This window comes from Foetidibacter luteolus, assembly GCF_009650435.1.
Lineage (GTDB): Bacteria > Bacteroidota > Bacteroidia > Chitinophagales > Chitinophagaceae > Foetidibacter > Foetidibacter luteolus.
The window spans coordinates 1-26,353 of sequence record NZ_VVIP01000065.1; the positions used below are offsets into that span (position 1 = coordinate 1).

The 26,353-nt window shown below is 47.3% G+C and carries 16 protein-coding genes; 5 read left to right on the forward strand and 11 right to left on the reverse strand.

All coding sequences use genetic code 11. From position 1 onward, the window contains the following. Positions 1 to 465 precede the first annotated feature (465 nt). Together F0364_RS21310 and F0364_RS21315 are read right to left on the reverse strand one after the other, a co-directional pair. Positions 466 to 1,569: an IS110 family RNA-guided transposase gene (locus F0364_RS21310; protein WP_153795953.1), complete on the reverse strand. Its 1,104-nt coding sequence runs from the start codon at positions 1,567 to 1,569 to the stop codon at positions 466 to 468. A gap of 361 nt (positions 1,570 to 1,930) precedes the next feature. Continuing rightward, on the reverse strand, positions 1,931 to 5,527 hold the full coding sequence (locus tag F0364_RS21315) for a T9SS type B sorting domain-containing protein (RefSeq protein WP_207632817.1): 3,597 nt from the start codon (positions 5,525 to 5,527) through the stop codon (positions 1,931 to 1,933). A 164-nt stretch (positions 5,528 to 5,691) separates the two neighbouring features. Here F0364_RS21315 and F0364_RS21320 point away from each other — a divergent pair, with 164 nt between their 5' ends. Further along, positions 5,692 to 6,513 carry a hypothetical protein gene (locus F0364_RS21320; RefSeq protein ID WP_153799845.1) on the forward strand — a complete coding sequence of 274 codons (822 nt, stop codon included), beginning with the start codon at positions 5,692 to 5,694 and terminating at the stop codon, positions 6,511 to 6,513. 344 nt (positions 6,514 to 6,857) lie between these two features. On the opposite strand, the gene F0364_RS21325 is transcribed toward F0364_RS21320, so the two are convergent. The 3 genes from F0364_RS21325 to F0364_RS21335 form a co-directional block, all read right to left on the reverse strand. Then, the gene (locus F0364_RS21325; protein ID WP_207632818.1) at positions 6,858 to 8,459 is read right to left on the reverse strand and encodes a T9SS type A sorting domain-containing protein; all 1,602 of its coding nucleotides are present in this window, start codon (positions 8,457 to 8,459) and stop codon (positions 6,858 to 6,860) included. 311 nt (positions 8,460 to 8,770) lie between these two features. Further along, positions 8,771 to 9,871 carry an N-acetylglucosamine-6-phosphate deacetylase gene (gene nagA, locus F0364_RS21330; protein WP_153799847.1) on the reverse strand — a complete coding sequence of 367 codons (1,101 nt, stop codon included), beginning with the start codon at positions 9,869 to 9,871 and terminating at the stop codon, positions 8,771 to 8,773. Beyond that, positions 9,864 to 10,646, reverse strand: a complete 783-nt coding sequence (locus F0364_RS21335) for an amidohydrolase (protein WP_153799848.1) — start codon at positions 10,644 to 10,646, stop codon at positions 9,864 to 9,866. Before F0364_RS21335 ends, nagA begins: the two co-directional genes overlap by 8 nt. 465 nt (positions 10,647 to 11,111) lie before the next feature. Here F0364_RS21335 and F0364_RS21340 point away from each other — a divergent pair, with 465 nt between their 5' ends. After that, positions 11,112 to 11,969, forward strand: coding sequence for a phosphatase PAP2 family protein (locus tag F0364_RS21340; protein ID WP_153799849.1), 858 nt, complete (start codon positions 11,112 to 11,114; stop codon positions 11,967 to 11,969). A gap of 138 nt (positions 11,970 to 12,107) precedes the next feature. Here the strand turns inward: F0364_RS21340 and F0364_RS21345 are convergent, their stop codons facing one another. From F0364_RS21345 to F0364_RS21370, 6 genes are all read right to left on the reverse strand, one after another. Further along, the gene (locus F0364_RS21345) at positions 12,108 to 12,668 is read right to left on the reverse strand and encodes a sarcosine oxidase subunit gamma (RefSeq protein WP_153799850.1); all 561 of its coding nucleotides are present in this window, start codon (positions 12,666 to 12,668) and stop codon (positions 12,108 to 12,110) included. A 130-nt stretch (positions 12,669 to 12,798) separates the two neighbouring features. Next, positions 12,799 to 15,498: a glycine cleavage T C-terminal barrel domain-containing protein gene (locus F0364_RS21350; protein WP_153799851.1), complete on the reverse strand. Its 2,700-nt coding sequence runs from the start codon at positions 15,496 to 15,498 to the stop codon at positions 12,799 to 12,801. After that, the gene (locus F0364_RS21355; RefSeq protein WP_153799852.1) at positions 15,495 to 15,800 is read right to left on the reverse strand and encodes a sarcosine oxidase subunit delta; all 306 of its coding nucleotides are present in this window, start codon (positions 15,798 to 15,800) and stop codon (positions 15,495 to 15,497) included. Before F0364_RS21355 ends, F0364_RS21350 begins: the two co-directional genes overlap by 4 nt. 304 nt (positions 15,801 to 16,104) lie before the next feature. Beyond that, positions 16,105 to 17,370 carry a sarcosine oxidase subunit beta family protein gene (locus F0364_RS21360; RefSeq protein WP_153799853.1) on the reverse strand — a complete coding sequence of 422 codons (1,266 nt, stop codon included), beginning with the start codon at positions 17,368 to 17,370 and terminating at the stop codon, positions 16,105 to 16,107. Further along, positions 17,367 to 19,790 (reverse strand): GcvT family protein, encoded by a 2,424-nt coding sequence (locus tag F0364_RS21365; protein WP_153799854.1) that lies wholly within the window; start codon positions 19,788 to 19,790, stop codon positions 17,367 to 17,369. Before F0364_RS21365 ends, F0364_RS21360 begins: the two co-directional genes overlap by 4 nt. After that, positions 19,790 to 21,004 (reverse strand): aromatic ring-hydroxylating oxygenase subunit alpha, encoded by a 1,215-nt coding sequence (locus F0364_RS21370; protein ID WP_153799855.1) that lies wholly within the window; start codon positions 21,002 to 21,004, stop codon positions 19,790 to 19,792. Before F0364_RS21370 ends, F0364_RS21365 begins: the two co-directional genes overlap by 1 nt. 347 nt (positions 21,005 to 21,351) lie before the next feature. Here F0364_RS21370 and F0364_RS21375 point away from each other — a divergent pair, with 347 nt between their 5' ends. The 3 genes from F0364_RS21375 to betA are packed head-to-tail and all read left to right on the forward strand — an operon-like array spanning position 21,352 to position 26,049. Continuing rightward, on the forward strand, positions 21,352 to 22,884 hold the full coding sequence (locus F0364_RS21375) for an amino acid permease (RefSeq protein ID WP_153799856.1): 1,533 nt from the start codon (positions 21,352 to 21,354) through the stop codon (positions 22,882 to 22,884). A gap of 32 nt (positions 22,885 to 22,916) precedes the next feature. After that, positions 22,917 to 24,401, forward strand: a complete 1,485-nt coding sequence (gene betB, locus F0364_RS21380; RefSeq protein ID WP_207632819.1) for a betaine-aldehyde dehydrogenase — start codon at positions 22,917 to 22,919, stop codon at positions 24,399 to 24,401. A 1-nt stretch (position 24,402) separates the two neighbouring features. Then, the gene (betA, locus tag F0364_RS21385) at positions 24,403 to 26,049 is read left to right on the forward strand and encodes a choline dehydrogenase (RefSeq protein ID WP_153799857.1); all 1,647 of its coding nucleotides are present in this window, start codon (positions 24,403 to 24,405) and stop codon (positions 26,047 to 26,049) included. Positions 26,050 to 26,353 lie beyond the last annotated feature (304 nt).

The following is a 26,353-nucleotide window of genomic DNA, read 5'->3' on the forward strand; positions in this document are numbered from 1 at the left end:
ACTCCTATGTAAAGGAATACGCTGCCTGCCATCCTGAAAAAGGTTGCAAAACAAGGTTAATATGTTGTGTTTTTTTAAGTCATTGGAAAAAAGATTTTTATCACAGGTGGTGAAACTCCTATCAGCAGTCGGCACATGGCCGCTGCAAATCTTTATTAATCCCATAAAGTAAAAGTATAAGGCTGCAGACTCACTTGAGCAGTATGTTGCAACTGCAGGACACAAAAAGCAGTCCTTATAACTGTTTGATATTACCTTTCTGTGATATGAATAATACTGTTTGCTTCAAAATTAGATTTTTAAGTTTGTGCACCGGCCTGAACAGGAAGCGGGCTCTGCCGGAGGACAACCTGCCAGCGATAGGGCCTGTGCTTATACGATAGTATAGAGGGGGCCGTCATGGCGGCTCCTTTTGTATTACTATCGGTAAGCCGGATGGCTTAAAAAAACTCATTTCTGTTCCCGTTACTTTACCACACCTTTTTGATAAGGCACACCGCTTATCAAAACAGCCCTTATCCTGCGCAGCAGTTTACGGGCAATACGGATAATGGCCTGGTTGCCTTTCATTCTTTTGGTTAATGCCTGATAACAATCCATTAAAGCCGGATCTATCCTTATGGCCTGCCAGGCAGCTTCTATCAGCAGGCTGCGCAATTGTTTGTGGCGCCGGGTGGTAATACCGGTATCTTTTTCCTTATCGCCGCTGCTGTCCGTATCAGGACAGAAACCTATTAAATCATTCAATGCGTCAAATCCTTTGAACCGGTTGATATCGCCCACTTCCAGCAAAAACCACAGGGCTGTTGTAGGGCCTACTCCCGGAACACTCAACAGCAGGCTGGTATTTTGCTGGTACCGGCTTTTTTTCAGTTCCCGCAATTTACCTTCCGTTTTTAACAGCAACTGGCGCAGCAACCTGATTTGTTCCAACATCAGCACTAAAGTGCTTTTCAGCCGTTCGTCTTTTTGAGCTTCCTGTTCCACCCATTCCAGAAAATTATGGCTCCAGTTGGTCTTTTCATATTTAGCCGGCAGTTGGATGCCCTGGTATTTCAATATGCTTTTCAACCGGTTCCTGCTCCTGTTTAGATCCCCTACCAGTTTCTTGCGGAATCTTATCAGGTTGCGGTCTTTTTGAATATCCTCCCCCGGTACATGGATGGCCTTAAGCTCACCGGCTGCATGGTTGCGGGCCAGCTTTAAGGCATCCACCTTATCGGTCTTCCTTTTCTTCTCCTTATCACTGGTGGATACATCGGCAGCATGAACCACGATGCACTCCATTCCTGCGGACTGCAGTGAACGCTGAAGGGTGAAACCCCAGGCCGAACTTTCATACACACACTTAAATGTGGCCCCCGGATAGTGGCTATTCAGGTGTTTAATAAGGTCTTCACTGTTGCTGCCCATACGGTGATTACCCAGGCAAATCCCATTTAATAATTTGGCAACCTGGTAATCTTTTTGATGTACATCTATTCCTACATAGATGATTTTGCCGCTGAAATCAATCAGGCTTCTACCTTTGTCCAAGGTTTCGGTTGTGGCTGAAGTTTGCTGTTTCATATTTGTTTTTTTTAGCAAAATTCTTCTTTGCAGCCTAATTTTAGGACTGCCGCTGCACCGAAACCTTTTACATATAGACTCACTTGTACGACTTGTACGCTATGCAGCATTGGGCAGCAGGCTGTAACTGTTCAATATTTTAGCGTTCAAAAGTTTCATGTTTGCTGAACCGGTAATCAGCGCTTTCGTTTCTGGCACCAAAGGTGGCAGAAACGTTACCTACCCGGGTCTGAAAAGCCGCCATGAAAAACCAAACGATGAACGGATTGATTATTAAATGTTCTTTAGAAAGACCATTTGATAACAAAATCATATTTGCAAGGGACGATGCCACAAGGCTATATAGTTTGTATTAAAACCATCACCGCATAAGTACCACAAAGCCCTTGAAGGTTACCGGGGAACCATCTGTGCGTGTACCTGTTACAGAATAAATATAGGTAGCTGGCGGTGCCGGCAGTCCTTTAATTGTACCATCCCAGCCTTTCAAAATGTTGCGGGAAGAATAAATGATTTGCCCCCAACGGTTATAAATGGATAATTGCTTTACCTGGAAAGATGCATCGTAGGGGATGCGGAATACATCATTCAGCCCATCGTTATTAGGCGTAAAGGCCGAAGGTATACCGGGACCACGAAATAAACTGGTATCAATAACAGGCGGAACGCAGGTGGTATTTACTTCAATGGTTTTATCGATTTGCGCAAAGCAATCGCTGCCACTTGCATACGTATACGTAAGTATATGATTTCCCTTGCCTGCGGTTGAGGGATAAAACATATTGTTCTGAACGCCATTGCCGGTATAAGCGCCGCCCGCAGGCGTTGCCTGTAAAGCAAAGGGGGCGTCAGTAATGCACACCCTGTTTTTTACATTCCATTCAATCACCGGGCGGTTATTAATGACTACGTTTCGGGTAGCACTGATGCTGCATTTTTCGCGGGATAGTGTAACTTTTACCTGGCCGGTGTTTCTGCCGCCGGGCCATACTATATCCACATAAGATAGGTTATCCAGGCCCTGTACAGCGCCGTTGGTAATGCTCCATTTATAATCTGCACCGGGCAGGTTGTTTGCATAATACTGGCTGGTAAAAGACTGTGTTATACAGACTGTATCCAGACCGGTAATGCTGGCCGTTAGCGGCAATACAATTACCTTTTTTGTGGTTGAGCCATAAGCCCAGGCTGCTTTACTTAGCGTTAACGTTACATTGAAGACCCCACTTTCATTGTAAGTATAGTTAACAACATGACCGGTTTGAATGGGGGAGCCATCACCCATATCCCAGGAAGCGGTATAATCATCAAAACATAAAGCGGTAAAAGTAAAAGACTGACAGTTAACAGGCTCTACAATAAACTCTGGATGCGTAGGCTCGGGCCTCTTTGCATCAATAAATGCGGGTAGGCTAACCCCGGCAGACATGGAAAAACTGCCTTCACTAAAGCTAATAAATTCACCGTTAAAGGCGGCGCCGCCCCACAAATCAGGATTGGATAATTTGGCCAGGTAATTATACCCGTTTACAATGTACAACTGTTTGTCCGGCCCCAGTTGGAAGGGATGAGAGAAGTAAAAACCGGTTGTGGCCAGAATATTATATTGCATATCGCTAACCCGGTATTGAAACATCCAATATGGCGGGCCATTGGTTGCAAGGTTAGAGCTGCGCATAAGGTAAAAATATTCGCCATTGGGGCTGAAGGCTGTGCCACTTTGTACATTGTTATACCCTGGCACGTTGGGAATTTGTTTTTCATTTTTTACTTCACCGGTACGGCTGTCAAAATCGTACAGGGCGCCAGCCTCAATATTAACATAACCGTGGGGAGAAGCAAGCATTAATTTGTTGCCCTGCTTGTTGGCCTTTAACTGGTTACCGCTGCCTCCATATCCCGGATGTGTAAAGCCGCCGGAAATTACCGGCGCCTGGCCGGCATCAATTCCATTGACGGTAACGAGAAAGGAGTAGAAATTCTTATCCTGGTTAAAACCTTTGACGATGATCCAGTAATCTGTTCCGTTGCAATGCGGTACAACAGTAAGAAACTCAGAAAACCTGCGCGGCAGGGAAGAGTGATTAAACTCCCGGTATTGCTGCACCGTATTGGAAGCTAAATCTATCAAAGCAAAACGAACCCCGCAGTCAGTTTCATTAAAATTGGGGTAAATCCCTGCTATAAAATATTTCCCCGGATCACCGGGAAAGGGCACATAACAAATACCGGTGCTTGCGTTGATATCACTTTTACCTAAAATAGAAGATTTGTTGATTTTTTGGTGTTTGCTGTTCCATACACTTACCCCATTGCTGTAAAACAATAGGTTACCAGAGGAATCGCTAAGGCTGACAGTAGCGGAGACCGAGGGAAGCTGGCCGGGATAAGTCGACTCACCCTGCATGGTATAGTTGGCAAGGGCTGTATTTGTTTTAACAGGCAGGCCCGAACTAAAATCCAGCGAACAGAAATAGCCAAAGTACCAATGCGCCATGTGCTGCAGCGAAGAATCGAGCTGGCAGGTGATTACTGAAAACAGCAAAGAATCCCTGCGGGTATTTACACCATCGCTTACCATGAGTACGGCTTTGTATTCTCCTGGTGTGTTATAAAAAACTGTTGCGGTATCCTTATGTGCCGTAGCTGGGTTGCCACCAGAGAATAACCATTCATATTTGGTTGCTGTATTGCCTGCTACAGGGTTGGAAAACCGTACAGGTGTACCTGCGCAGAAAACATTGTTATCTGTATTGATCAACGCATTAAGATAAGGTGGTATGCAGCCCTCGTTACCAAAAACACCAGTTTCCACAAGGTTGGAGGCCTGCCATAAGGTTCGCCTGTCCAGGTTTAGTGTAGCCCACATTCGCTGCACCTGGTTTAGCGTAAACGTGTTCATGCAGTCATCATCCGCATAGCTCATAAAATCGTTGATCATGTCGTAATCAACTGTGCCGGTGTTGTAATTAGTAGTGCAGGTATTGTAGGTACCGTTATTGCAAAGAACATTTTGGGTAATGGAAGGTTCTATATCGCAGATATAATCGCCGTACATATCGCAGGCATCTGAGGATGAGCCGCTGCGGTTAGCCCCGGCGCACCCGCCCTGGAATATATGGTAAAGGTTAAGGTAATGCCCTAACTCATGCGCCAAAACTTTGCCCTGCGTAAGACCATAACTTAGCGGATAGCTGCCACCAGCGGTATTATCGCCAAAAATATCAGCCCGTATAACTACACCGTCCAGCGGATAAGCACCCATTAACGGCTTGGGTGCATAGCCCATAATGTTATTGCCACCGCCGATGGTTTGCACCAGCCAGATATTGAAAAATTTGCTTGTGGGAAAATCTGTAGCCGACGGGTGCGTAACCGACAATAATTCTCTTGCGGATTCAATACTGATATCATGGTTATAAGCAAATGCGTTATCTGGGTAGCGCATAACGCCGTACTCGGTGCCGCCCGGTCCTGCATACCAGCTTTTTCCCTGTGATGCTATCCTGGCAAGGCAAAAGCGGATGCGTGTATCCTGGGCATATGCGGGGCTTGACTGTCCGTTATAATCCGGGTAAGACTTGCTGAAAGCAGCATTGAGCGCTTCTAACTGGGATCGTATTTGCCCGTAGGAAATGTTGGCGCCCGTGCCATAAGCCTGGCCGGCTGAATAAACTACATGAACAACAACAGGTATAGTGTAAATACTGTCGCCAGGAGAGCCACTTCCGAAAAGCCGGTCGTTAGTATTAACAAGTTTGTCTTGTATGTATGACTTTATTCTCAGGTTACTGCGTTGCTCCAGTAGCCGGTAGTTGGGAACAAATTGATTAGCAATGGAATCCAAGCTATCATCCCCACAGGCCCATGAGACCGGCGCCTGGGCTTGTACAAATAAAGCAAACGGCAGGCAGGTAATGCAAATAAATATATAAGCAATCAGGCTTTGGTAGCGCATGTGTCTTTGGTTTGCGGCGAAAACTTGTAACAGTTGCATATCGCTGTCATCAAATTCTTACCCTAATCTATAAAAGACCATGCATAAAATGATTCCGTTGCACAATTTAATTTCCTGCTAACCATTGCGGGCAGCATTTAACCGGCTACAAGGCTCTTGACCGCATGTATCCGCCAAAACCATCCCGTCTGTTATCTGTGCTTTGCGTATTTGCAATATCCTGCCATACGCCACGCAATATTTATTCGCCTTCCGTTCCCAATAACCCGTATTTCAGACAGGCGGGCGACAGCAAATTGTCCGTACTCTACTCCGGTAACAATAACGGCGACCAATACCTGAATTATGGCCTGGATGTGCAGGCTGCTTATGCACCCATTAACAGGCTGGCACTCACCTTCTCGCATTATGGCCGTACAGAACGGGATGTTTACCCTGTTAAGCTGAACAATATTTTCGATAGCTCGGATGTACGCTACAAAAGGAAGCTTACAGAATTTGGCGCCGGCTTTTTCAGTCCTGTTATACCGGGCAGCGTTATTACTTACAATATCTATGGCGGCTATGGTTTCGGAAACTTTTCTATTAACGATAATGGAATGGTTGATTCGGCTGACTATAACAGAACCTACCGCAGTAACATGCGCAAGTGGTACCTGCAACCTGGCATTAATCTTATATTCAGCCGGTATTTCAGGCTAGGGCTGGTGTACAGGGTGGCATGGGTTAAGTACTCCGGTATCAACTCAACTTATACAGACAGGGAGTTATCCTATTTCAGCCTTGATAAGATTGCAAACCGCACCCTCACTTTTAAAGACTTTACATTCAATACCCAATTTGGTTTCCCCAAAATAACCTGGATGAAGCTTGACCTGGGCGTTACTTTTTGCGGGGCACCCAGGGGAGATTACCCGGAGATAAGAAATTTTAATGCTTTTGCGGGGCTGACATTTAGCTTACCGGATAGATTGTTTAAAAAATAAAGGTCCATCGCAAAAATCCATAACTAACCGGTTAATTATTCAGAGGGCAATACATGAGGGGGCGAACGCAAGCCATAAGCTGGGTAACGCGGTGAAGCCTGACTGGCTGCCGGATTGAAACGGAAACCCCGCTGAAGGGCTTGTGCAATGGGCCTGTGGCGGAGTTGCAGTGAAAAGCCGGGACTACAGTTACACTGAAATGCTATAGCCGAAAGCCCCATATTTTTCCGGATAATTTTACGGATGCCAGGTACGCATTTTTACGATGAGCCAAATAAAAATACAAGACCAGTCCGGCTAGATTTAGCCGGACTGGCCTTGCAATAATTTACCGGCATAATGCTTTATTTGGTAATAAGCATTTGCCTGGTGTCTATTGATTTGCTATTTACAAGCAATGTATAGTAATACAACCCGGAGGCCAATGAATTTTCCCTGATGTGCAATTGGCCGTTGCCATTTTTTGGAATAGCATAAGACCTTACCAGCTTACCATTGGCAGCATAAATATTAATGGCGGCATTGGATGTGCCCGCAGGTATAAAGTAGCTAATGATACATGCCTGGCCAAACGGGTTGGGACTGTTTTGTTCAAGCCTGGCGGCATTGGTTTGCCCAACAGCAGATACACCTGTCTTCAGCAGCAGATCGTTTACCTGCCGTTGAAGGGCGTCAAGTTGCTTTTTCATATCATCGTTTTGGCTGGCAAGTTCCTGAACGGCTTTAACAAGCGGTACAACAAATTGTGCATAGCGCAACCCATACAGGTCATTTTCATTCTTAGGTGCATCTACCCCGCTGAAGTGAAATCCAACTTTTTGTGCAGCCGACTCCACTTCCTGTGCAACAAAACCAGAGTACACAATTTTTTCTTTTTCTTCCATGGCACGCTTGCCTGCAGCGGTTTGTACAGGTGGCATACCTTCTTTAGCCACAGCGTGGTTGCGTTGTACGAATTTATTAATGCCGGTAACGTTAAGATGGTAGGTTACGGGTTTTAGCCCGGTAATAAAATCCAATCCAGGCACATTTTCCTGTATGCCAGTTTTAAACCGCCCGTCAGAAATATTGCTCCAATCTGCATACCCGCCTATAGATGTAACCTCGCTGTTACCAAGGCGTACCTGGTTAGAGGCAGTTAGCTGGGCCGTGTTACCAATACAGGTAGAATTGCTGTAATCAGACCCATTGGCATCGGCCATATAACCGATGAATGTATTGTTGGCGCCGGTTATGTTGGCAAACCCGGTTCTTACTCCAAAAAAACAGTTTCCACTGGTATTACCCATATTACCGGCTTCAAAACCAAAAGAACAATTCCAAGAACCGCTGATATTGGAACCCAACACATTCTGCCCAAACAGGGAGTTACCATCCCCAATGGTGTTAGAATATCCGGTTGCAAGGCCGAAGAAAGTGTTGTACGTACCGGCAGTATTAGCCACGCCACTTTGGTAGCCGCAGAAGGTATTGTTTGCACCGAAATTATATAAACCTGCCTGGTAGCCGATTATAGTGTTATGAAAACCGCCACCATTTCGCCCACTTTGCGTTCCGATGAAAAAATTGTCAAACCCATCACTGTTTTCGCCGGCCTGCTGGCCAATAAAAAGGTTGTTATCGCCCGGCATACTGATAAACTTTTGGTTATGCAGGTATAAGCCAAAGCCCGGCCTTATATTAAGGTTGCCGCCAACATCAAGTTTATGGGCAACGCTAAATACCCCTACGCCCACATCACCATTAGCTTTAACTGTAATTCGCCTTACTTTATTTGTTCTTATTACAAAATCTGTACTATCCCGGGTACCGGCAAAATTGGCTGATGAACTGGTACCTGTGTTGCCACTCGTACTCCAGAACGAACCTTGTGTAAAAGCTGCATCCGGAAAGCTGATAAAAGCTGATAAGGCAACAATTCCTAAGCGGAGATCTTTGATTTTCATACCCGTTATTTTAAAAGTGAGAAAATAAAATGCATGCATGGCCTGTCGCAGGCATGATAACGGAGGTATAAATCAAATTCAGATCAAAGAGGTCACAAAGGATAACTTTAGATGAGAAGATATTTCCGGTTAATGAAACTTCCCTTGGAGATATGATTGGTTTGAATTGATTCTAAAAGTATAAACATTATTTGTAAAATGCAATAGCGTAAGCTGAAATTAAAATACTTTTTAAGTAAATGCTGCAAGCTAAAATATAACCTGTACAACTATAAACTGCAGACGCCATGAAAAACCGGAAGGTTTGCTACTTAAACAATTTGCACCACATTCAGGTTGTTATCAAGCACCACCATATCTGCACGGTAACCTTTTTTTATAAGGCCAGTTTCGTCGCTTAGATTAATGGCCCGGGCAGGGTAAAGGCTGCACATACGCAGTGCCTCCGGCAGGGAGATTCCCGCATGCTCCACCAGCTTTTTTACAGCTTTGCCCATGGTTAATGCCGAGCCGCTGAGTATTCCGTTGGCGGCATATTTATCATTGTCAAAACTATGTTGGTAAAAACCTTCTGTGGTTTCGGTTACGGCATCAGTAATTACAAACAACCTTTCGCCCAGCATTTTTTTGGCAATGCGTATAGCGGCAAAGTCAACATGGTGGCCATCAGGCACTATGCTTGCCCTTACGTTAGGGTGATTGAAAATAGCGCCCACCATACCGGGCTCTCTGTGCATAAGCCCACTCATGGCATTGTATAAATGGGTGGCCATTTCTATGCCTTTATCAAACGCCGCGGTTGCTTGCTGGTAAGTGGCATTACTATGGCCGGCAGATACAAATATGTTATGTGAGCGTACCAGTTGCACTATATCATCTCCGCAGACTTCCGGCGCCAGTGTGATTAGTTTAATTACGCCTTTGCCATAGTCCAGCAGTTCTTTTGCCTGCGCTACGGTTGGCGAAAAAATCCATTCTTCATTATGGGCGCCCCTTTTTGCCTTACTAATCCAGGGGCCTTCCACATGCAGGCCAGGCACGTGTTTACCGCCCTGTTTCCAATAATCCCTTATGGCATCTATGCACTTAAAAATCACCTCATAAGTGCTGGTACCAACAGTGGGCATACAATAAGCTGCACCACCGCTTGTAGAATAATCCACTATGGCGGTTACAGTTTCCGCATCGGGATATACCGACAGCAGCCTGCCATGGGCGCCATACAACTGGATATCTATAAACGCCGGCGCTATATAAGCGTCTCCAAAATCAACAAGCTCTATGGTCTCATCCAGGGATACCAGCGGCGTTACCGATTCTATAAAGCTGCCCGCAACCACAATAGCGTGGCGCTGCAACATATCCGTACCGTTAAAAATATTGGCTGCGGTGTAAGCTATCCTGTTAGTCATGAAGTATTTTAAAGTGGTCAGCGTCTTTTAAAAATGGAAACCTGGCCCTTGTATCGGCAAGTGCATCTTTTTGCAAAGTAATGGTAAACACATCTTCTTCATGTGCTTTGTGGTAAAGCACTTCGCCCAGCGGGTCTATTACCATACTGTCGCCGCTATGATAAATGTTGTTACCATCGTTACCTACACGGTTTACCGCCACTACATAACATTGGTTTTCTATGGCCCTTGCCTGCAACAGGGTTTTCCATGCATGGTTACGGCGCTCCGGCCAGTTGGCTACATACAGCAATACATCGTAAGGCTCTTCCGTTTGCCGTGCCCATACAGGAAAGCGTAAATCGTAGCAAACCTGCAGGTTTATCTTCCAGCCTTTTACAGATGCAATCAATCGTTGTACACCAGGGCTGTATTGCTCATCTTCGCCGGCAAAGCCAAACAGGTGGCGCTTATCGTACACACCATACCGGCCATCAGGTTGCATCCATATAAGCCGGTTATAAAAAGCATCGCCTTCCTGTATAATTAGGCTGCCGGTAAGTATTATTTTTTTAGATGCCGCCATTTTTTTCATCCATGCAACGGTTGGCCCGCTCATGTCTTCGGCCATTTGCTGCGGCTGCATGCTAAAGCCTGTGCTAAACATTTCCGGCAGCACCACTATTTCAGCTTTGCTTTGCAGGCTGCCTATTTTTTCCTGCAGCATGGCCAGGTTGGCTGCTTTATCCTGCCAGTGCAGGTTGGTTTGTATTAATGTAAACGTAAGAGACGACATGATTGTGTGTTGTTCAACGTTTGTGTGTGTAATGAAATTTGTTAAGGCACGTAAGATAGTAAATACATTTTTATGGGCCCGGCAGAAGGACAAGCATTGGGCTGCCGTTGCGTCGCACTCTTGTACTTTCAGATTCGCTATGCAGCTTTTACCGGTGGGTAGTAATAGCCCTGCATGCCCCTTATGATCAAACGAGTATACAGGCAATTACGTAACGCCTGTAACCTAAGGCAACAGTATAGCTGATACCTGCTTCGCCATTGTTGAGCAGCGGATAAAGCGTACAAGAGTGCGACGCAAGGGACGCTCAATAGTAGTTCACCCTGCCGGGCCCATAAAAAGTCCAACCCGTTATATTTTATACTAAAAATTTGAAGGCCGTAATATACCTGTTGTTTTGAGCAGGGTGGATATATTTGCAATGCATATTGGCTGACTGAAAAGCCCCAATTAATACCAAAACTTATGAGGAAAAGCATCGCCCTTATTTTAGCTATTGTTTTTGCAGCTTCTGTTTTCGGCCAGCAAGACACGGCCAGGAAAAAAGTATATAAAATGCACCTGGCATGGGAGCTGCCTGCGTCTGGCGCCGCCATCCTGCTTTCCAACGTTGGCTTCCGGCGCCTGGATAAGGTATCTATAATGACGGAAGAAGAAGTTGCCCGGCTAAACAAAAATGATGTGAATGGCTTTGACCGTTCGGGTGGCTTTTTTAACCCGGCCAATTATGCCAGTGCACAAAAAGCGTCTGACTTTTTCCTGAACTTTTCACTTGTAAGCCCGGTAGTGTTGGCGCTGGATAAAAATATACGCAAAGACTGGCTGGACCTTATTACACTTTACCTGGCCTCTCACACCGTAGATAATAGCCTGTACTTTTTAGGCACATTTCCGGTAAGGAGGCCGAGGCCGTTAACTTACATGACGGAAATACCCATTAAAGAAAGAACCGGTGAAGGAAAGAGCAACTCATTTTTTAGCGGGCATGTATCGTTTGCCACTACCGCTACTTTTTTTGCCGCCAAAGTTTATACAGATTACCACCAGATAAAGGGCTGGAAAAGGATACTGATTTTCGCAGGTGCTTCCGTACCACCGGCGTTGGTGGGCTATTACCGCATGAAGGCTGGCAAGCATTTTAAAACAGATGTGCTTACCGGTTTCCTGGCCGGCGCTACATCCGGCATACTGGTACCGGAACTGCACAGGATCATCAAAAAACACGACAACCTTAGCCTTGCGCCTTATTATGCACCCAATGGTGGCGGCGGTTTAACCTTATTGGTAGGGCTTGGGGGTAAAAAGAAGGTGGAAGGTTTATAAGGCATGTGGACGAAAGAACGTTGATAAACGGATATTTTGTCTGTTTTCGTCAGCCGTTAATCATGTAACTCATTAATCGCCCCGTTAGCGAAGCCCTCATGCTATGGAGATAAAGGTTTCCGGCTTCTGCCTGGTGGTTTAATTCCACTCTTCCGCAGCATCAACCAGCGCCTTCCACAAGTGCAAAGCAAAAGAGCTTCGTACCATCACACGATAACGTGATGGAGCAATATGGCAAACAATCACTGGTGCTTTCGCCATAAGGCCCTGCGATACACTTCCAGCAGGAAAACTTTTTTCCCGGAGATCCTGCTCCCAAAGATGGGCCAATACTTCACGGGCATTGGGCCCTTCCAGTTCAATCGTTGTTCGCTGGCCGCTTACATCAACAACGCTGAAATGATGACCATTCTTCAACGGCGCAAGCTTCTCTACAGCCTCCTGGTATCCAACAATCAACCACCAGTCTGGTGCCAGGCACAGGGCATGGGCTTCACTTTCACCAAGCACCTGCACTGCTCTAATCCGGCCTGGCTTACCTGGTAGTTCTATACCCAACGCTTCAGCAACTGCTGCCTGCGCCTCAGTTCCGGGCGCCACACGAAGATCAATGGTGTGCAATCCCGGCAATTCCCGGATCGTCACCGCAGCAGCAGTTCCTGTGTCCATTCCTTTCAGCGGACTTTCTTTAGCAATCATATTTGAATTTCAAATTAGATGTTCCTTGATTTATTTATCTTTTATGTAGCCAGCTTTTAGTTTTCGTGGCGTTTTCGTTGAGCAATTTATAGTTGCCTGGTTAAAAATCTTCAGTTAACGCATTAGCTGCTTAGTCCCTTCTGATATTTTCTTTGTCTATGAATACAGCATCACAAATAGTGGCACTAAGCAGTTTTTTTCCAATGGGTACGTCAACCATTTCTCCCATCCGGCTCAGGCCATCGGCTACAAGTGCCAATGCAAATGCACGCCCAAGCGCCGGGGAATAATAAGAACTGGTCACAAAACCTGTATGAGGAATTTTACCATGTTCATCCGGCCGGGCATTAAGTGCGGTAATGTATGCTCCCTCCGGTATGACTTCGTCGCCATCCTCCGGCAGCAAGCCAACAAGCTGTGGCCTCCCCGTAGCTTTCAGGTAAGGTAACTGGAAAGAGCGCTTTCCAATGAACTCTTTCTTTTTGGAGACAATCCAGGACATGTTTAAATCATGTGGCGTTTGCGTTCCATCGGTGTCCTGCCCTATAATAATATAACCTTTTTCAGCCCGCAATACGTGCATGGTCTCTGTGCCATAAGCAGTCAGGTCATAGCTTCGTCCAAGTGCCCACAGTCTTTCCCAGATATACCGGGCATAACCCCATTCAGCATTAACCTCAAATGCCAGCTCTCCGGAAAAAGAGATACGGGCAATACGCACAGGTATGCCATCAATTGTCGCCATCCGGCTGTGCATAAAGGGAAATGCATCCTTCGAGAGATCAATATCAGTAACCAACTCCGAAAGAAGCTGCCTGCTCTTAGGGCCTACCAGTGCAATGGTGGAAATATGTTCTGTTACAGAAGTGCAGTAGACTTTCAGGTCAGGCCATTCCGTCTGCAGCCACTCTTCCAGCCATGCCAGCACCCTGGCAGCACCGCCGGTTGTAGTAGTCATCAGGAAATGGTTCTTACCGAGCCTGGTAGTAACACCGTCATCAAACACAATACCGTCAGCCTTACACATCAATCCATAGCGGCACTGCCCCTCCGGTAATGTGGAGAACATATTTGTATAGATGCGGTCCAGGAAAACGGCAGCATCTGGGCCCTGGATATCTATCTTTCCAAGCGTAGAAGCATCCATTACGGCCACTCCCTCCCTTGCTGCAATGCACTCTCGCCGAACAGCATCTTCCATACTTTCACCCGGCTTCGCAAAATACCAGGGCCGCTTCCATTGACCGACGTCCTCAAACACGGCGCCAGCTTCCACATGCCATTGATGCAACGGTGTGATGCGGATAGGGTCAGACAACTCTCCTCTTTCCCGCCCGGCAAGCGCAACAAAAGGTATGGGCACATACGGTGGACGGAAGGAAAGTGTACCTACATCAGCGGGTGACAATCCAGGCTTGCCGCCTTGCCCTGCATCACCAAGCTGGCAAAGCGCCCCGATGGTAAGCATGCCGCTGGTCTTGCCCTGGTCGTGTGCGGTACCAATGGTAGTATAGCGTTTAATATGTTCAATGCTGGATAAGCCTGCCCCTACGCCACGGCGCAGGTCATGCAGCGTTGCATCACGCTGCAGGTCAATGTAAGCGTAACGGGCCTGTTCAGCGTCAAGCGCCGGCCCAAAGAATACCGATGGGTCGTCATCACCGCCGAAGTCGCCGGCCAGCATACCGGCAGTACGAAGCTTGTCTGTAAAATGGTTTACAAGAAAGGCTGCATGCTCCTCGCTCCACTTTGGCTTAATGCCAATGTGGGTGGCCAGGTCAACGATTGGGGTCCAGCCGCCGGATACGGCGAGCAGATCAGCAGTTATTTCAAATGCATCCTTTGTATCAAGGTCTTGTATTGTAACACTATGCAAAGCCCCTTCCGCATTGCTGGCCGTGTCGAGAACAGCAGCCCGGAAACGGATTGGAATTCCTGCTGCGCTTGCCGCATCAACGCTGGAACCTTTAGCCCCGGGCCGTGCATCATAAATGGCTTGTACCTGTACTCCTGCATTGTGCAACCTCAGCGCATCACGATACCCCTGGTTGTCAACAGTTGTAACCACGGCAGTCCTGAATATCCGCACACCATTAACCGTAACATAGGTTGCTGCCGCATGGGAGAGCATAATGCCCGGCCTGTCGTTATTTGCAAAGATTAATGGGCGTTGAAAAGCACCTGGGGTCAACACAATTTGACCGGCACGGATATGCCAGACGCGGATACGGGCACGGTTAGCTGGTGCTGCGCTACCAAGGTGGTCGCTTCGTCGTTCAATGGCAATAACATAATTCTGATCGTATAAGCCGGTAGCAGTGCACCTGCTCAGGTAAGTGAGGTTTTGGTGTGCAAGAACATCCTGTAGTGCCGATGGTAATCCCGCCCCAAGATGCCGGAGATGACCGCCAGGCCCTGGCTGGTCGTCTATCAGCAAAACTTCACGGCCTGCACGAAGCTCCTCACCGGCAGCTTTAAGTCCTGCAAGCCCGGCCCCTATAACCAATGTATCCACATAGCAATTGGTCTTGTCGTACCGTGCTTCATCCGGGGCGTCGGGCAGGGCGCCAATACCGGTAAGGCTGCGTGCAGACAATCCTTCCGCCACTTCAATAACAGTGGCAGGCAGCATTGACTCCTGCGTGCCTGACACCAATTGCACAAGTGCATTGGGTTCTTCAACACCTAATCCCACAACACCACGCGGACGGCCATGATAGGTGCTGTTGGTTATAGACAGCAAGCCGTTGCGCAATAAGGCAGCCGCCAGCGGCTCACCATGCTGCCCTTTATACATTTTATCATCAAAGCTGAAAATAATTTCGCTCATTTGCCCGGGCCCTCCTGCACGGTATTACCCGGCATTTTTGGTTGTGTGGTAAACGGAAGATATACCGGCCCGATTTCGTGGGTAATGGTATTGCGCCATAAATTAAACCACCGGCCACATCCTGCAAAATGCACCCAGCGTTCAGCAAGCCAGCCCTTGGGGTTGGCACGTATGTGCAGGTATTTCGCCCATTCGCTGTCAGTCAGCGTATTGGGATCCGGATAGGCTACCCCAGCCTCAGCTCCGTAGTGGAACTCAGTTTCGTTGCGCAGTCCGCAATGGGGGCAAGGAATGTTCAGCATATTATAAGTTTTTGTGGCTACCTCCGATCTTTCGTTTTAACAGAAAGCCGGTTTCGTGTATCAATGATGCCATCTGTACTGCAGTACAAGTGAGTGACACAAGGAACGATGCCATGAAATACAATTGTCGGTAACAAAAAAATTAAAGGGCTTTTAAAAAATGATTCATTTGGATACCAGCAGTAGTTTTTCATGGTATCGCCTGTTGCGTCGCAAGCACTTGATCGTTCAATTATAATGGCGACTTCAGGCTTGTATAAAATCTTCAAAACGAAACTCAAACAGTTTCAAAGCATTAAGTGCTTTAGTGGGCTACCCCTGCCGCTCCATGTTCGTCAATCAGATGACCAGTCACAAAACGGTCAAGCGCAAAAGGCCGGTTCAATTCGTGTGGGGCGCCGTGAGCAATGGTGTAAGCCATAACCCAACCCGAACCAGGCGTGGCTTTGAAACCACCTGTTCCCCAACCACAGTTGATGAACAGGTTTTCTACCGGGGTGGTACCAATAATAGGCGAAGCATCAGGAGCAATATCAACGATGCCGCCCCAGGTCCTCAGCACCTGTGCACGGGAGAAAATAGGGAACAATTCCAACGCAGCCGCCAACTGATGTTCGATGACATGGAAGCCGCCGCGTTGTGCGTAGGAGTTAAAGGCGTCGGTGCCAGCCCCCATCACCAGCTCACCCTTGTGCGCCTGGCTTACATAAACATGTACTGCCCCGCTCATGACCACGGTGTTGAGTACCTGTTCAAGCAACGGACTAACCAGCGCCTGCAATGGCCTGCTTTGTATTGGAATGGAAAAGCCTGCAAAATTCGCCAACAGCGAGGAATGACCCGCCCCTACAAGACCCACTTTACCCGCAGCAATAGTGCCCAGCGAAGTGTGTACACCCTGCACCTTATTGTTGTGGATGTCAAAACCTGTTACTTCACAACCCTGGATAATATCTACCCCAAGGTCGCTCGCCGCTTTCGCATAACCCCAGGCTACCCAATCGTGTTTGGCGATGCCGCCACGAGGCTGGTAAGTAGCACCATGCACGGGGTACCGCACATCCGGGCTGATATTGATAATGGGCACCAGCTTCTTCACCTCTTCCGGCGTGAGCCATTCGCTGTCTATGGCGTTGAGTGCATTCGCATAGAAGTTCCGTTTTTTCGACCGCACATCACTCACCGAATGGGCAAGTGTAAGCACACCACGCTGGCTAAAGAACATTTCGTAACCGAGGTCTTCCTCCAGTGTTTCCCACAGTTTTAGTGAGTGCTCGTAAATGGCCGCCGATTCATCCCACAGATAATTAGAGCGGATGATGGTGGTGTTGCGGGCCGTGTTACCTCCGGCAAGCCAGCCTTTCTCCAATACCGCAATATTAGTAAGGCCATGGTTCTTTGCGAGGTAATAAGCAGTGGAAAGTCCATGACCACCACCGCCAACTATAACTGCATTGTATGCTTTTTTCGGCTTCACATTTTTCCAAAGCTGAGGTGGCTGCTCGGGGAGAGCCGCGGCCCGTCTTCGCCCAATGGTGCCGGGGGGTAATATATCGTTCGTGTTCGTCATGATTTTAATCTTGTCATTTGAGGATCGAACTGTGGGTCCTGGCCAACGATGGCCGGGTAATCGTTGTCAAAATACCTGATAGTGAGTTCGGTGCCCTGCTTACTCAGTTCTGCGGGCACCCAGGCATAAGCGAGTTGCTTACCGATAGTATGGCCGAAGTAGGAACTGGTAACATACCCAACAACATTGCCCTGATGCAGGACAGGCTCTTTACCCAGCACCACATGCTCAGGATTTTCAAGTACCAGGCACACCAATCGTTTGCTCAGTGCATTCTTATCTATTTCATTGAACGCCTCTGCACCTTTATGCCCACCACCTTTACGCACTGCAAAGGACAGTCCGGCTTCGTGTGGATTGTGCTCACTGTTCATATCCGTTCCGTAACTGCGGTATCCTTTTTCCAGGCGCATGGAGTTGAATGCTCCACGGCCAGCCGCAATGAGTCCGTATTGCTTTCCTGCCTGCCACAGCGTGTCCCATAGTTTCAGCGCAAAGTCGGCGGTGGTATAGATTTCATATCCCAGTTCGCCGACGTAGGAGAGCCTGGCGAGCATTACCGGTACATGGCCAAGATAAGTGTGCTTCAGCTTAAAATATCCAAGCGCCTCATTGCTCAGGTTATCCCTGGTCAAGGACTGGGCAAGTTCACGGGACTTGGGTCCAAACAGGCCCAGGGCAACGGTACCTGCCGTGATGTCTTTGACATGCACAGTATCCGGCGCCTCCAGTTTTAGGTAATTGATATCAATATTGCTGTTTACGCCGATAAAAAAGTCATGCTCGCCACGCCGCATAACAGTGACGTCACTCATGATACCGGCGTTTTCGTTTAGCAGCAGGCAATAGGTAATTGAGCCCGGTTTCTTGCGCAGGTTGCCCGTTGTCAATCGCTCCAGAAACTCTAATGCACCTTTACCAATAACCTCAATGCGTTTTAGGGTGGTGATATCGAACAAGCCCACACCCTCCCTCACTGCAAGTGCCTCAGCACCGATGATGGGCGACCAGAATTTTGAACTCCATTCATCCCTCGACGGAATATCATAATTAGCAAGCAGGCCGGCGTTTGCTTCATACCACTGCGGCCGCTCATAACCGGCAGCTTCCAGGAAAAAGCCACCGAGTTCCTGCTGGCGTTGGTAAAAACCAGTGGTGCGTAACGGACGTGGCGATTCCATCGGCTGCAGGGGATGCAGGAGATCATATACTTCAATATAGTTCTGCGAACCACGTTCTTCAATATGTTGTGAACCTAACTGGTGGGCTTCAAACCGGTTTACATCACATTCATGTACGGCCAGTGTGGGGTGACCATTGACAATCCATTCAGCCATTGCCCTTGCCACACCGCACCCATGGGTAATCCATACTGCTTCTGCCACCCAGAAGCCTTTTAACCCAGACCATTCGCCCATTAAAGGGAAATTGTCCACCGTGAAGGAGAAAAGTCCATTCATTGACTCAGCAATCTCAGCGTCCTTCAAGGCAGGAATAACCTCAATGGAACCTTCCATAGCGCCTTTCCACTCTTCGGGAGTGAATGGCATCTGGCTGGGCATTATTTCAGCCTGTTCATTGGGAAGAATGTCCTCAGCTTTAACGGGAAGAGGGCGGTGCCCATACCAGCCAACTGCGAGGCTTTGCCCCCTTTGTTTAAAATAAAGATCAGAACCCTGGTGACGGAGCACGGGCAATTCAGCTTCAGTTTTGTAATCTGCCAGTTCAGTCATAGGCGCCGTGTAGCAAAGCTGGTGCGCCAGGGGTTGTATTGCCTTCGACATGCCTACCATCGCTCCAATCTTTGGGCCCCATATTCCGGCGCAGGAAACAATAATATCTGCAGGGAATGAGCCTTGTGTAGTTTGAACACCTGTAACGCGACCTTCACTCTGATCAATGCCGATAACCTCGCAGTTTGCAATAAATTTTGCACCGCGGCTGATGGCACGCTGCCCCATCACTTCGTCAGCAAGTTTGGCCCGGGCAATGCCATCATCAGGTACATAGAGTGCGCCCAGTAATTTATCCTGAACAAGCAGTGGATGTAATTTCAACGCCTCATCCCGAGATATAACACGGGCATTGATGCCAACAGCAATAGCTAATCCTGCCCTGCGATGAAGGTCGGCCAAACGCTCCGGCGTAGTTGCAAGTTCCAGGCTGCCTACCTTGAGGAAACAAGTCTCGCCGTTATACTGCGTACTATGCAATTTTTCAACGGTTTGGCGGGCAAACAGCGCCATGGTACGAGAACCATTGGTTTGGAAAACAACGCCGGGGGCATGTGATGTGGAACCGCCAGGAGCCCAAAGTGGCCCTTTTTCAATAACGATTACGTCAGTATAGCCGCGTTCTGTGAGTTCGTCGGCTAATGAACAGCCAACGATACCGGCTCCGATAATTATAATTTTTGGCATTAGTGTACGGGAGTTTCAGTGAGTTGATCGCTATACCAGGAAAGAAATTGTTTTACGAGGTATTCTTCGTCAGCCAGCGGGCCGGGCATATAGCCACCAGAGCAAATGCCACGGTAAGTGCCTTCTGCCAGGCTTTGGTCCTGTGCATTGGTCTGGGTCCAAACGTGGGTCAGGTTTTCCAGATCATAGTCAACGCCTTCCACCGCATCTGCAGCCACAAGCCACTTGGTACGCACCAGGGTTTTGTCAACTGAAAGAGGAAAGACCGCGAAGGTGACAATATGGTCGCTTAAAAAGTGGTTCCAGGAATTGGGATGTGTCCACAAGGAAAGGCCACTGCCTTCGGGCTTTTTAAAGTTACCAAGCAGCTTTTTGCAAGCGTGTTCGGGTTTTAAAGTGTGGGAGATACATTGATTGGCCAATGGCAACCGGACGGTGCGGAACCACAGGTTATCGGGAAATTCTATTAATTCATAAGGAAGGCCGAGGTTTTCCCATTCTCTTTCTTTTTCCTGGAGCTTTTCCTGGAAACGCCGCTCATCAGGCTGTACATTATCCTTGTCCAGCCCCTTGCCAAAGCCGGAGCTGTAAAGTGGCACCAGCAGTTCAGGATGGTTGCTGGTACAATGCAGGCACTCACGGTTATTTTCTATCACCAGTTTCCAGTTGCAGGCTTCAATAATATCTTTCTGGCAGGCTATTTTAGTTTTTGGCAATTCATAAGGAGCGAGATACGGAGTAAGCATGCTGCGCACCTGTTCAATATCAGCGGGTGCGGGTGAGCTAAGGCAAACATAAATAAGGCCACCAATCACGGCAACCTCTATTGGATTCAAACCGAAATCTTCTTTTGGAAAATCAGCATCCATACCGCGGGCATGCTTTAGATTTCCGTTAAGGTCGTATGTCCAGTTGTGGTAAGGACAGATGAGCCGCCGGCAGTTGCCTGTTTCGCCCTGCACCAGTTCATGGCCGCGATGGCGGCATACATTGTAAAATCCATGCACTTCCCCACTTTCTGTACGCTGTAAAAAAAAGGACCGGGTGCCAATTTTTAAAGTGATATAATCACCTGGCTTTGGAAGATCCGCTTCGCAAGCCACATAAATCCAGCGGCTGTAAAAAATCCGCTCAAGCTCCTCCTCAAAAATTTCTGTGCTCGTATAAAAGCGCGGAGGTAAAGTAAAATTTGGGTCTATTCCGGAAAAGGACATACTGATTTTTTTGTAATTTGGGGGCTAGATATAAAAACTTAACTAAAACATAAAGATAAGTTTGCTATTCAATATTCCATTCGAGTGAAGGCCAAAAAAAATCAACGGCATGGAGAAATTGAACCAGCGTACCCCATCATTAGATTTTACCGGGAAAGTTTTTGTGCTTATTAGTCTATAAGGGCTGAACTGTTGCCCAATGAACTGAACGATAAAGTGATTGCGACGCAACGAAGTCGCCATGGAAAACCGGGGCCGGTACCTAAGAACTGTATTTCACAGTTTTTAAAAATTTGTTTATCAAAGTAACATAAGTACCCATATTGAAAACAAAATCTAACTCAAACATGAAGGATTCCCCCGTTACTGATAATAATGACCTGGCCAGTTTTGGCTACCGCCAGGAGTTAAAGCGTTCCATGGGCAGCTTCTCCAGTTTTGCTGCAGGCTTTTCTTACATTTCAATTCTTACAGGCCTTTTCCAGATGTTTCATTTAGGTTATGGGGTTGCCGGGCCCGCGTTTTTCTGGACCTGGCCTTTTGTGTTAATTGGCCAATTGCTGGTGGCGCTTTGCTTTGCAGAACTGGCTTCCCGGTTTCCATTATCCGGCGGGGTGTACCAATGGGCAAAGTTTACCGGAAACCCTTTCCTGGGATGGATGACAGGCTGGATTTACCTGGCCTGCCTTATTGTTACGCTTGCTGCCGTGGCGATGGCACTGCAGGTGAGCCTGCCACAAATTTCAAGCTCCTTCCAGATTATCGGAACTTTAAACGACCCCAAGTCTATTGCGGTAAACGCCATTTTACTGGGTTCTATCCTGATTGTTATAAGCACCATAATTAATGTTAAAGGCATAAAGTTGCTGGCCGTGATAAATAACATCGGCGTATTTACCGAGTTGATCGGAATTGTAATCCTGATAGTCCTGCTGTTCTTAAGCAGGGTAAGGTCTCCGTTAGATGCTGTTGTTAATATTCAAAACAGCGGAGCTGCATTGAAGTCTTTTCCTGACCTGACGGTTTTAATGGCCGCGGCTGCCCTGACAGCCTCTTATGTTTTGTATGGGTTTGATACCGCCGGAACATTGGCAGAAGAAACACATGAGCCCCGTAAAAAAGCCCCCCGGGCTATACTGCAGGCGCTGATTGCCGCCGGAACTGCCGGGCTATTCGTGTTACTTTTTGCCCTGATGGCAGCGCCGGATTTGGGTTTGCCCGATTTGGGAAACATACAGGGCGGCTTACCGATGTTGGTGAAATCTGTACTGGGTGCAACAATGGGCAATCTTTTTCTTTGCATTGTGATTTTTGCCATCATAGTGTGCACCTTTGCCGTGCATTCCGGGGCTGTAAGATTAATGTTTGCCATGGGACGTGATGGGCGCATGCCTTTTAGTAAATCGTTATCGGAAGTTTCTTCTAAAAGCCAGGTGCCCGTTTTAGCCACCCTGCTTTGTGGATTGCTCGCCATCATTATCCTGGTGGTGAACATTCAATTTCCGAAAGTTTTTGAGTTGGTTACCTCTATGGCTATACTCTGGGCTAATCTGGCCTATTGGATAGTAGTTGCCGTTCAACTGAAAAACAGGATTGCATCTGCAAGGAAGGGAGTAAATATGGATGCAAAATTCAGTTTGGGTAAGTGGGGATTGCCAGTTAATATATTAGCCGTTATATGGAGCAGTTTTATGGTGATAAATGTTTCATGGCCCAGGACTGCGACTTATGGTTTTGAATGGTATAACCAATATGCAGCATGGATTTATACGGCTGCCCTGGTTTGCATTGGAGTGTTTATTCACTATTATAAATTAAATAAAAACAAAAGACTTTCAAAGATCTCACCCCAACCTTCCCTGCAAAAGGAGCAAGTTTAAACCCTTGCCAGAAAGCATTCTCAAAAATTCAGTTGGACAATAATGAAAAACGTATGGTGTACACTCAGTTTATAGATGGCGCATTAACTGCAGGTTCTAACAGGGAATCCTGGATAAACTATAACCCAGCCGATAATACGCCGCTGGGAGAAGTTTACCAGGCCAAGGATGAGGACATTGAAGCCGCGGTGAATTCATCTGAAAAAGCTTTCCATATATGGAGGAACAAAACCGGGGCAGAACGTGGCCGGGTTTTATTAAAGACAGCCGAAATTTTAAGGTACAGGCTGGAGCAAATTGCATTGCTGGAAACACAGGATGTTGGAAAACCGATTTCGGAATCGCTGGCGGTTGACGTTAGTTCCGCTGCCGATGCCCTGGAATATTTTGGGGGGATGGCAGCCACGATACATGGGGATTATGTTGATTTGAAAAACGCCTTTGGCTATACACGGCCTGAGCCTTTAGGCGTTTGTGCGGGAATAGGTGCATGGAACTACCCAATACAGATTGCTGCGTGGAAGGCTGCACCAGCTTTGGCCTGCGGCAACGCAATGATTTTTAAACCATCTGAACTTACCCCGGCAACGGCACTGGAATTAGCGAAAGCTTTTATGGAAGCCGGCGCCCCTCCCGGTTTGTTTAATGTAGTTCAAGGGGATGGCAGGGTTGGGGCTATGTTAACAGGGCATCCCCGCATAGCAAAAATTTCATTGACAGGTTCCGTACCAACCGGGAAAAAAATACTTGCCGGCGCCGCAAACCAATTAAAGAAGGTAACGCTTGAGTTGGGCGGAAAATCTCCGCTGATTGTTTTTGAAGATGCCGATATACCTAATGCGGTATCAGCAGCCATGCTCGCCAATTTTTATACTCAGGGCGAAGTTTGTTCGAACGGCACAAGAGTATTTGTACAGCAACAAATTTTGGATGCTTTTTTAGTGCAGCTAAAAGAGCGGACTGAAAAAATCAGGATAGGAGATCCCGCAGATCCCGATACCCAGATGGGCGCACTAATCAGTAAAGCGCACCTGGAAAAAGTATCCCGGTTTATTGATTCCGGAAAAGCTTCAGGCGCAACCTTATTAACCGGCGGTATAAGACCTGAAAAAGATTTTAAAGGACGTGATATTACTTCCGGCAATTTTCTTACCCCGGCCATTTTTACGAATTGTGATGACTCGATGGAAATTTGCAGGGAAGAAATTTTTGGGCCGGTACTTTCTATTCTCAGTTTTGACTCAGAAGAAGAGGTGATTGCAAGGGCTAATAATACTGAGTTTGGATTGTCAGCCGGTGTATTCACCAATGATATCAAACGTGGCCACCGGGTAATTCACCAATTGCAGGCAGGTACCTGCTGGATCAATAATTATAATATAACCCCTATTGAACTTCCTTTTGGCGGGTATAAGCAATCAGGTTTGGGCAGGGAGAACAGCCTTGCCGCTATTCAGCATTATACCCAGCTAAAAAGTGTTTACGTAGAATTAGGAAATGTAGAATCCCCATATTAAGATGAATAAAGTTTTCGATACAATTATTATTGGAGGTGGGTCTGCCGGTTGTGTGCTGGCAAACCGGTTGAGTGAGAATCCAGGCCACAAAGTATTGGTGCTTGAAGCAGGAAGAAAAGACTCCTGGTGGGATATCTTTCTTCATATGCCGGCTGCCCTTACCTACCCCATTGGCAGTAAATATTATGACTGGCAATACCAATCAGAACCTGAGCCGTTCATGAATAACAGGCGGGTATACCATGCCCGTGGAAAAATATTAGGGGGTTCCAGTTCCATCAACGGAATGATTTTCATTCGTGGTAATCCATTGGACTATGAAAAATGGGCAAAAGACCCGGGAATGGAAACCTGGGATTATGCCCATTGCCTTCCTTATTTTAAAAAGTCGGAAAACAGAACTGCCGGAACAGACTTTTTTCGTGGTGGTGGCGGCCCCTTACATCTCGAAACCGGGCCTGCCACCAATCCCTTATTCAAAGCATTCTTTGACGCTGCTAAACAAGCAGGTTACCCGTTAACAGACGATGTCAACGGTTTTCAGCAGGAAGGTTTTGGCATGTTCGACCGCAACATCAAGAATGGGAAACGTTGGTCTGCCTCAAGCGCATATTTACACCCTGTTTTAAAAGAACGGAAAAACCTGGAAGTAATTTGCGGGGCCCTTGCCACAAAAATTCTCTTCTCGGGAAACCGTGCGACCGGCGTAGAATTTTTGAAAGGAAACAGTTTGCACAAGGTTACAGCAGGAGAGGTTATTTGCTGTGGGGGGGCTATTAATTCTCCCCAGATCCTCCAGTTGTCAGGAATAGGAAATCCGGAACACCTGAAAAAGGCAGGGGTTGAAGTGCTGCACGATCTTCCGGGTGTTGGAGAGAACCTGCAGGATCATCTTGAAGTATATATTCAGTATGCCTGCAAAAAACCAGTGAGCGTATGGCCGGCATTGAAATGGTATAACAAACCCTGGGTTGGTTTGCGGTGGATGCTGTTTAAAAAAGGGCCAGCGTCAACCAATCACTTTGAGGGGGGAGGGTTTATCAGGAGCAATGAAACAGTTGATTACCCTAACCTCCAGTTTCACTTTTTGCCAGTGGCAATACGGTATGATGGCACTTCTCCATCGGGAGGTCATGGCTACCAGGTGCATGTGGGCCCCATGAATTCCGATGCCCGTGGGTCTATTCAAATCAAGTCATCTGATCCAAAAGAAAAACCGGCCATCCTGTTTAATTATCTTTCTACTGAACAGGATCGGCAAGAGTGGGTGGAAGCCATCCGCTGTGCCCGAAAAATCCTGAATCAGCCAGCGATGGACGAGTTTAATGGCGGTGAAATATCCCCCGGACCAGCCGTTGATACCGATGAGCAAATCCTGGATTGGGTAAGGCGTGATTCAGAGACTGCCTTGCACCCATCCTGCACCTGTCGCATGGGTACGGATAATATGTCTGTTATAGACCCATTAACCATGAAAGTGCATGGCCTTGAGGGTTTGCGGGTGGTAGATGGAAGCGTGATGCCGTATATAACAAATGGAAACCTGTATGCCCCCATTATGATGATTGCAGAGAAGGCAGCCGATATTATTTTAGGTAATCAGCCACTAAAGGCTGAAAAAACTGATTTCTACAGGAAGCCAGGCTAAGCCCGTTGTGCCTGAAAAATGCATGGATATAAACAAAAAAGGTTATGAATTATTCGTAACCTTTTATTATTAAGCCCCTCACCAGCAGAGTGGTTACATTTTAATTTACCTGTAACAAAGCTGCCCACGAAATAAGCAGCATGCCGCACTTTAGGGTGAGGGATTGAAGCGGATACCCCGGTGAGGCCGTCGCAGCAGGGCTTTTGTGCCGGAGTATGAGCGGAAAGCCCGACCCCTTGCGATAGCTTGGGGGTACCCCCAAAAAAATATTATTACAGCAGAATGCAACAGCCCTGTCTTCTCC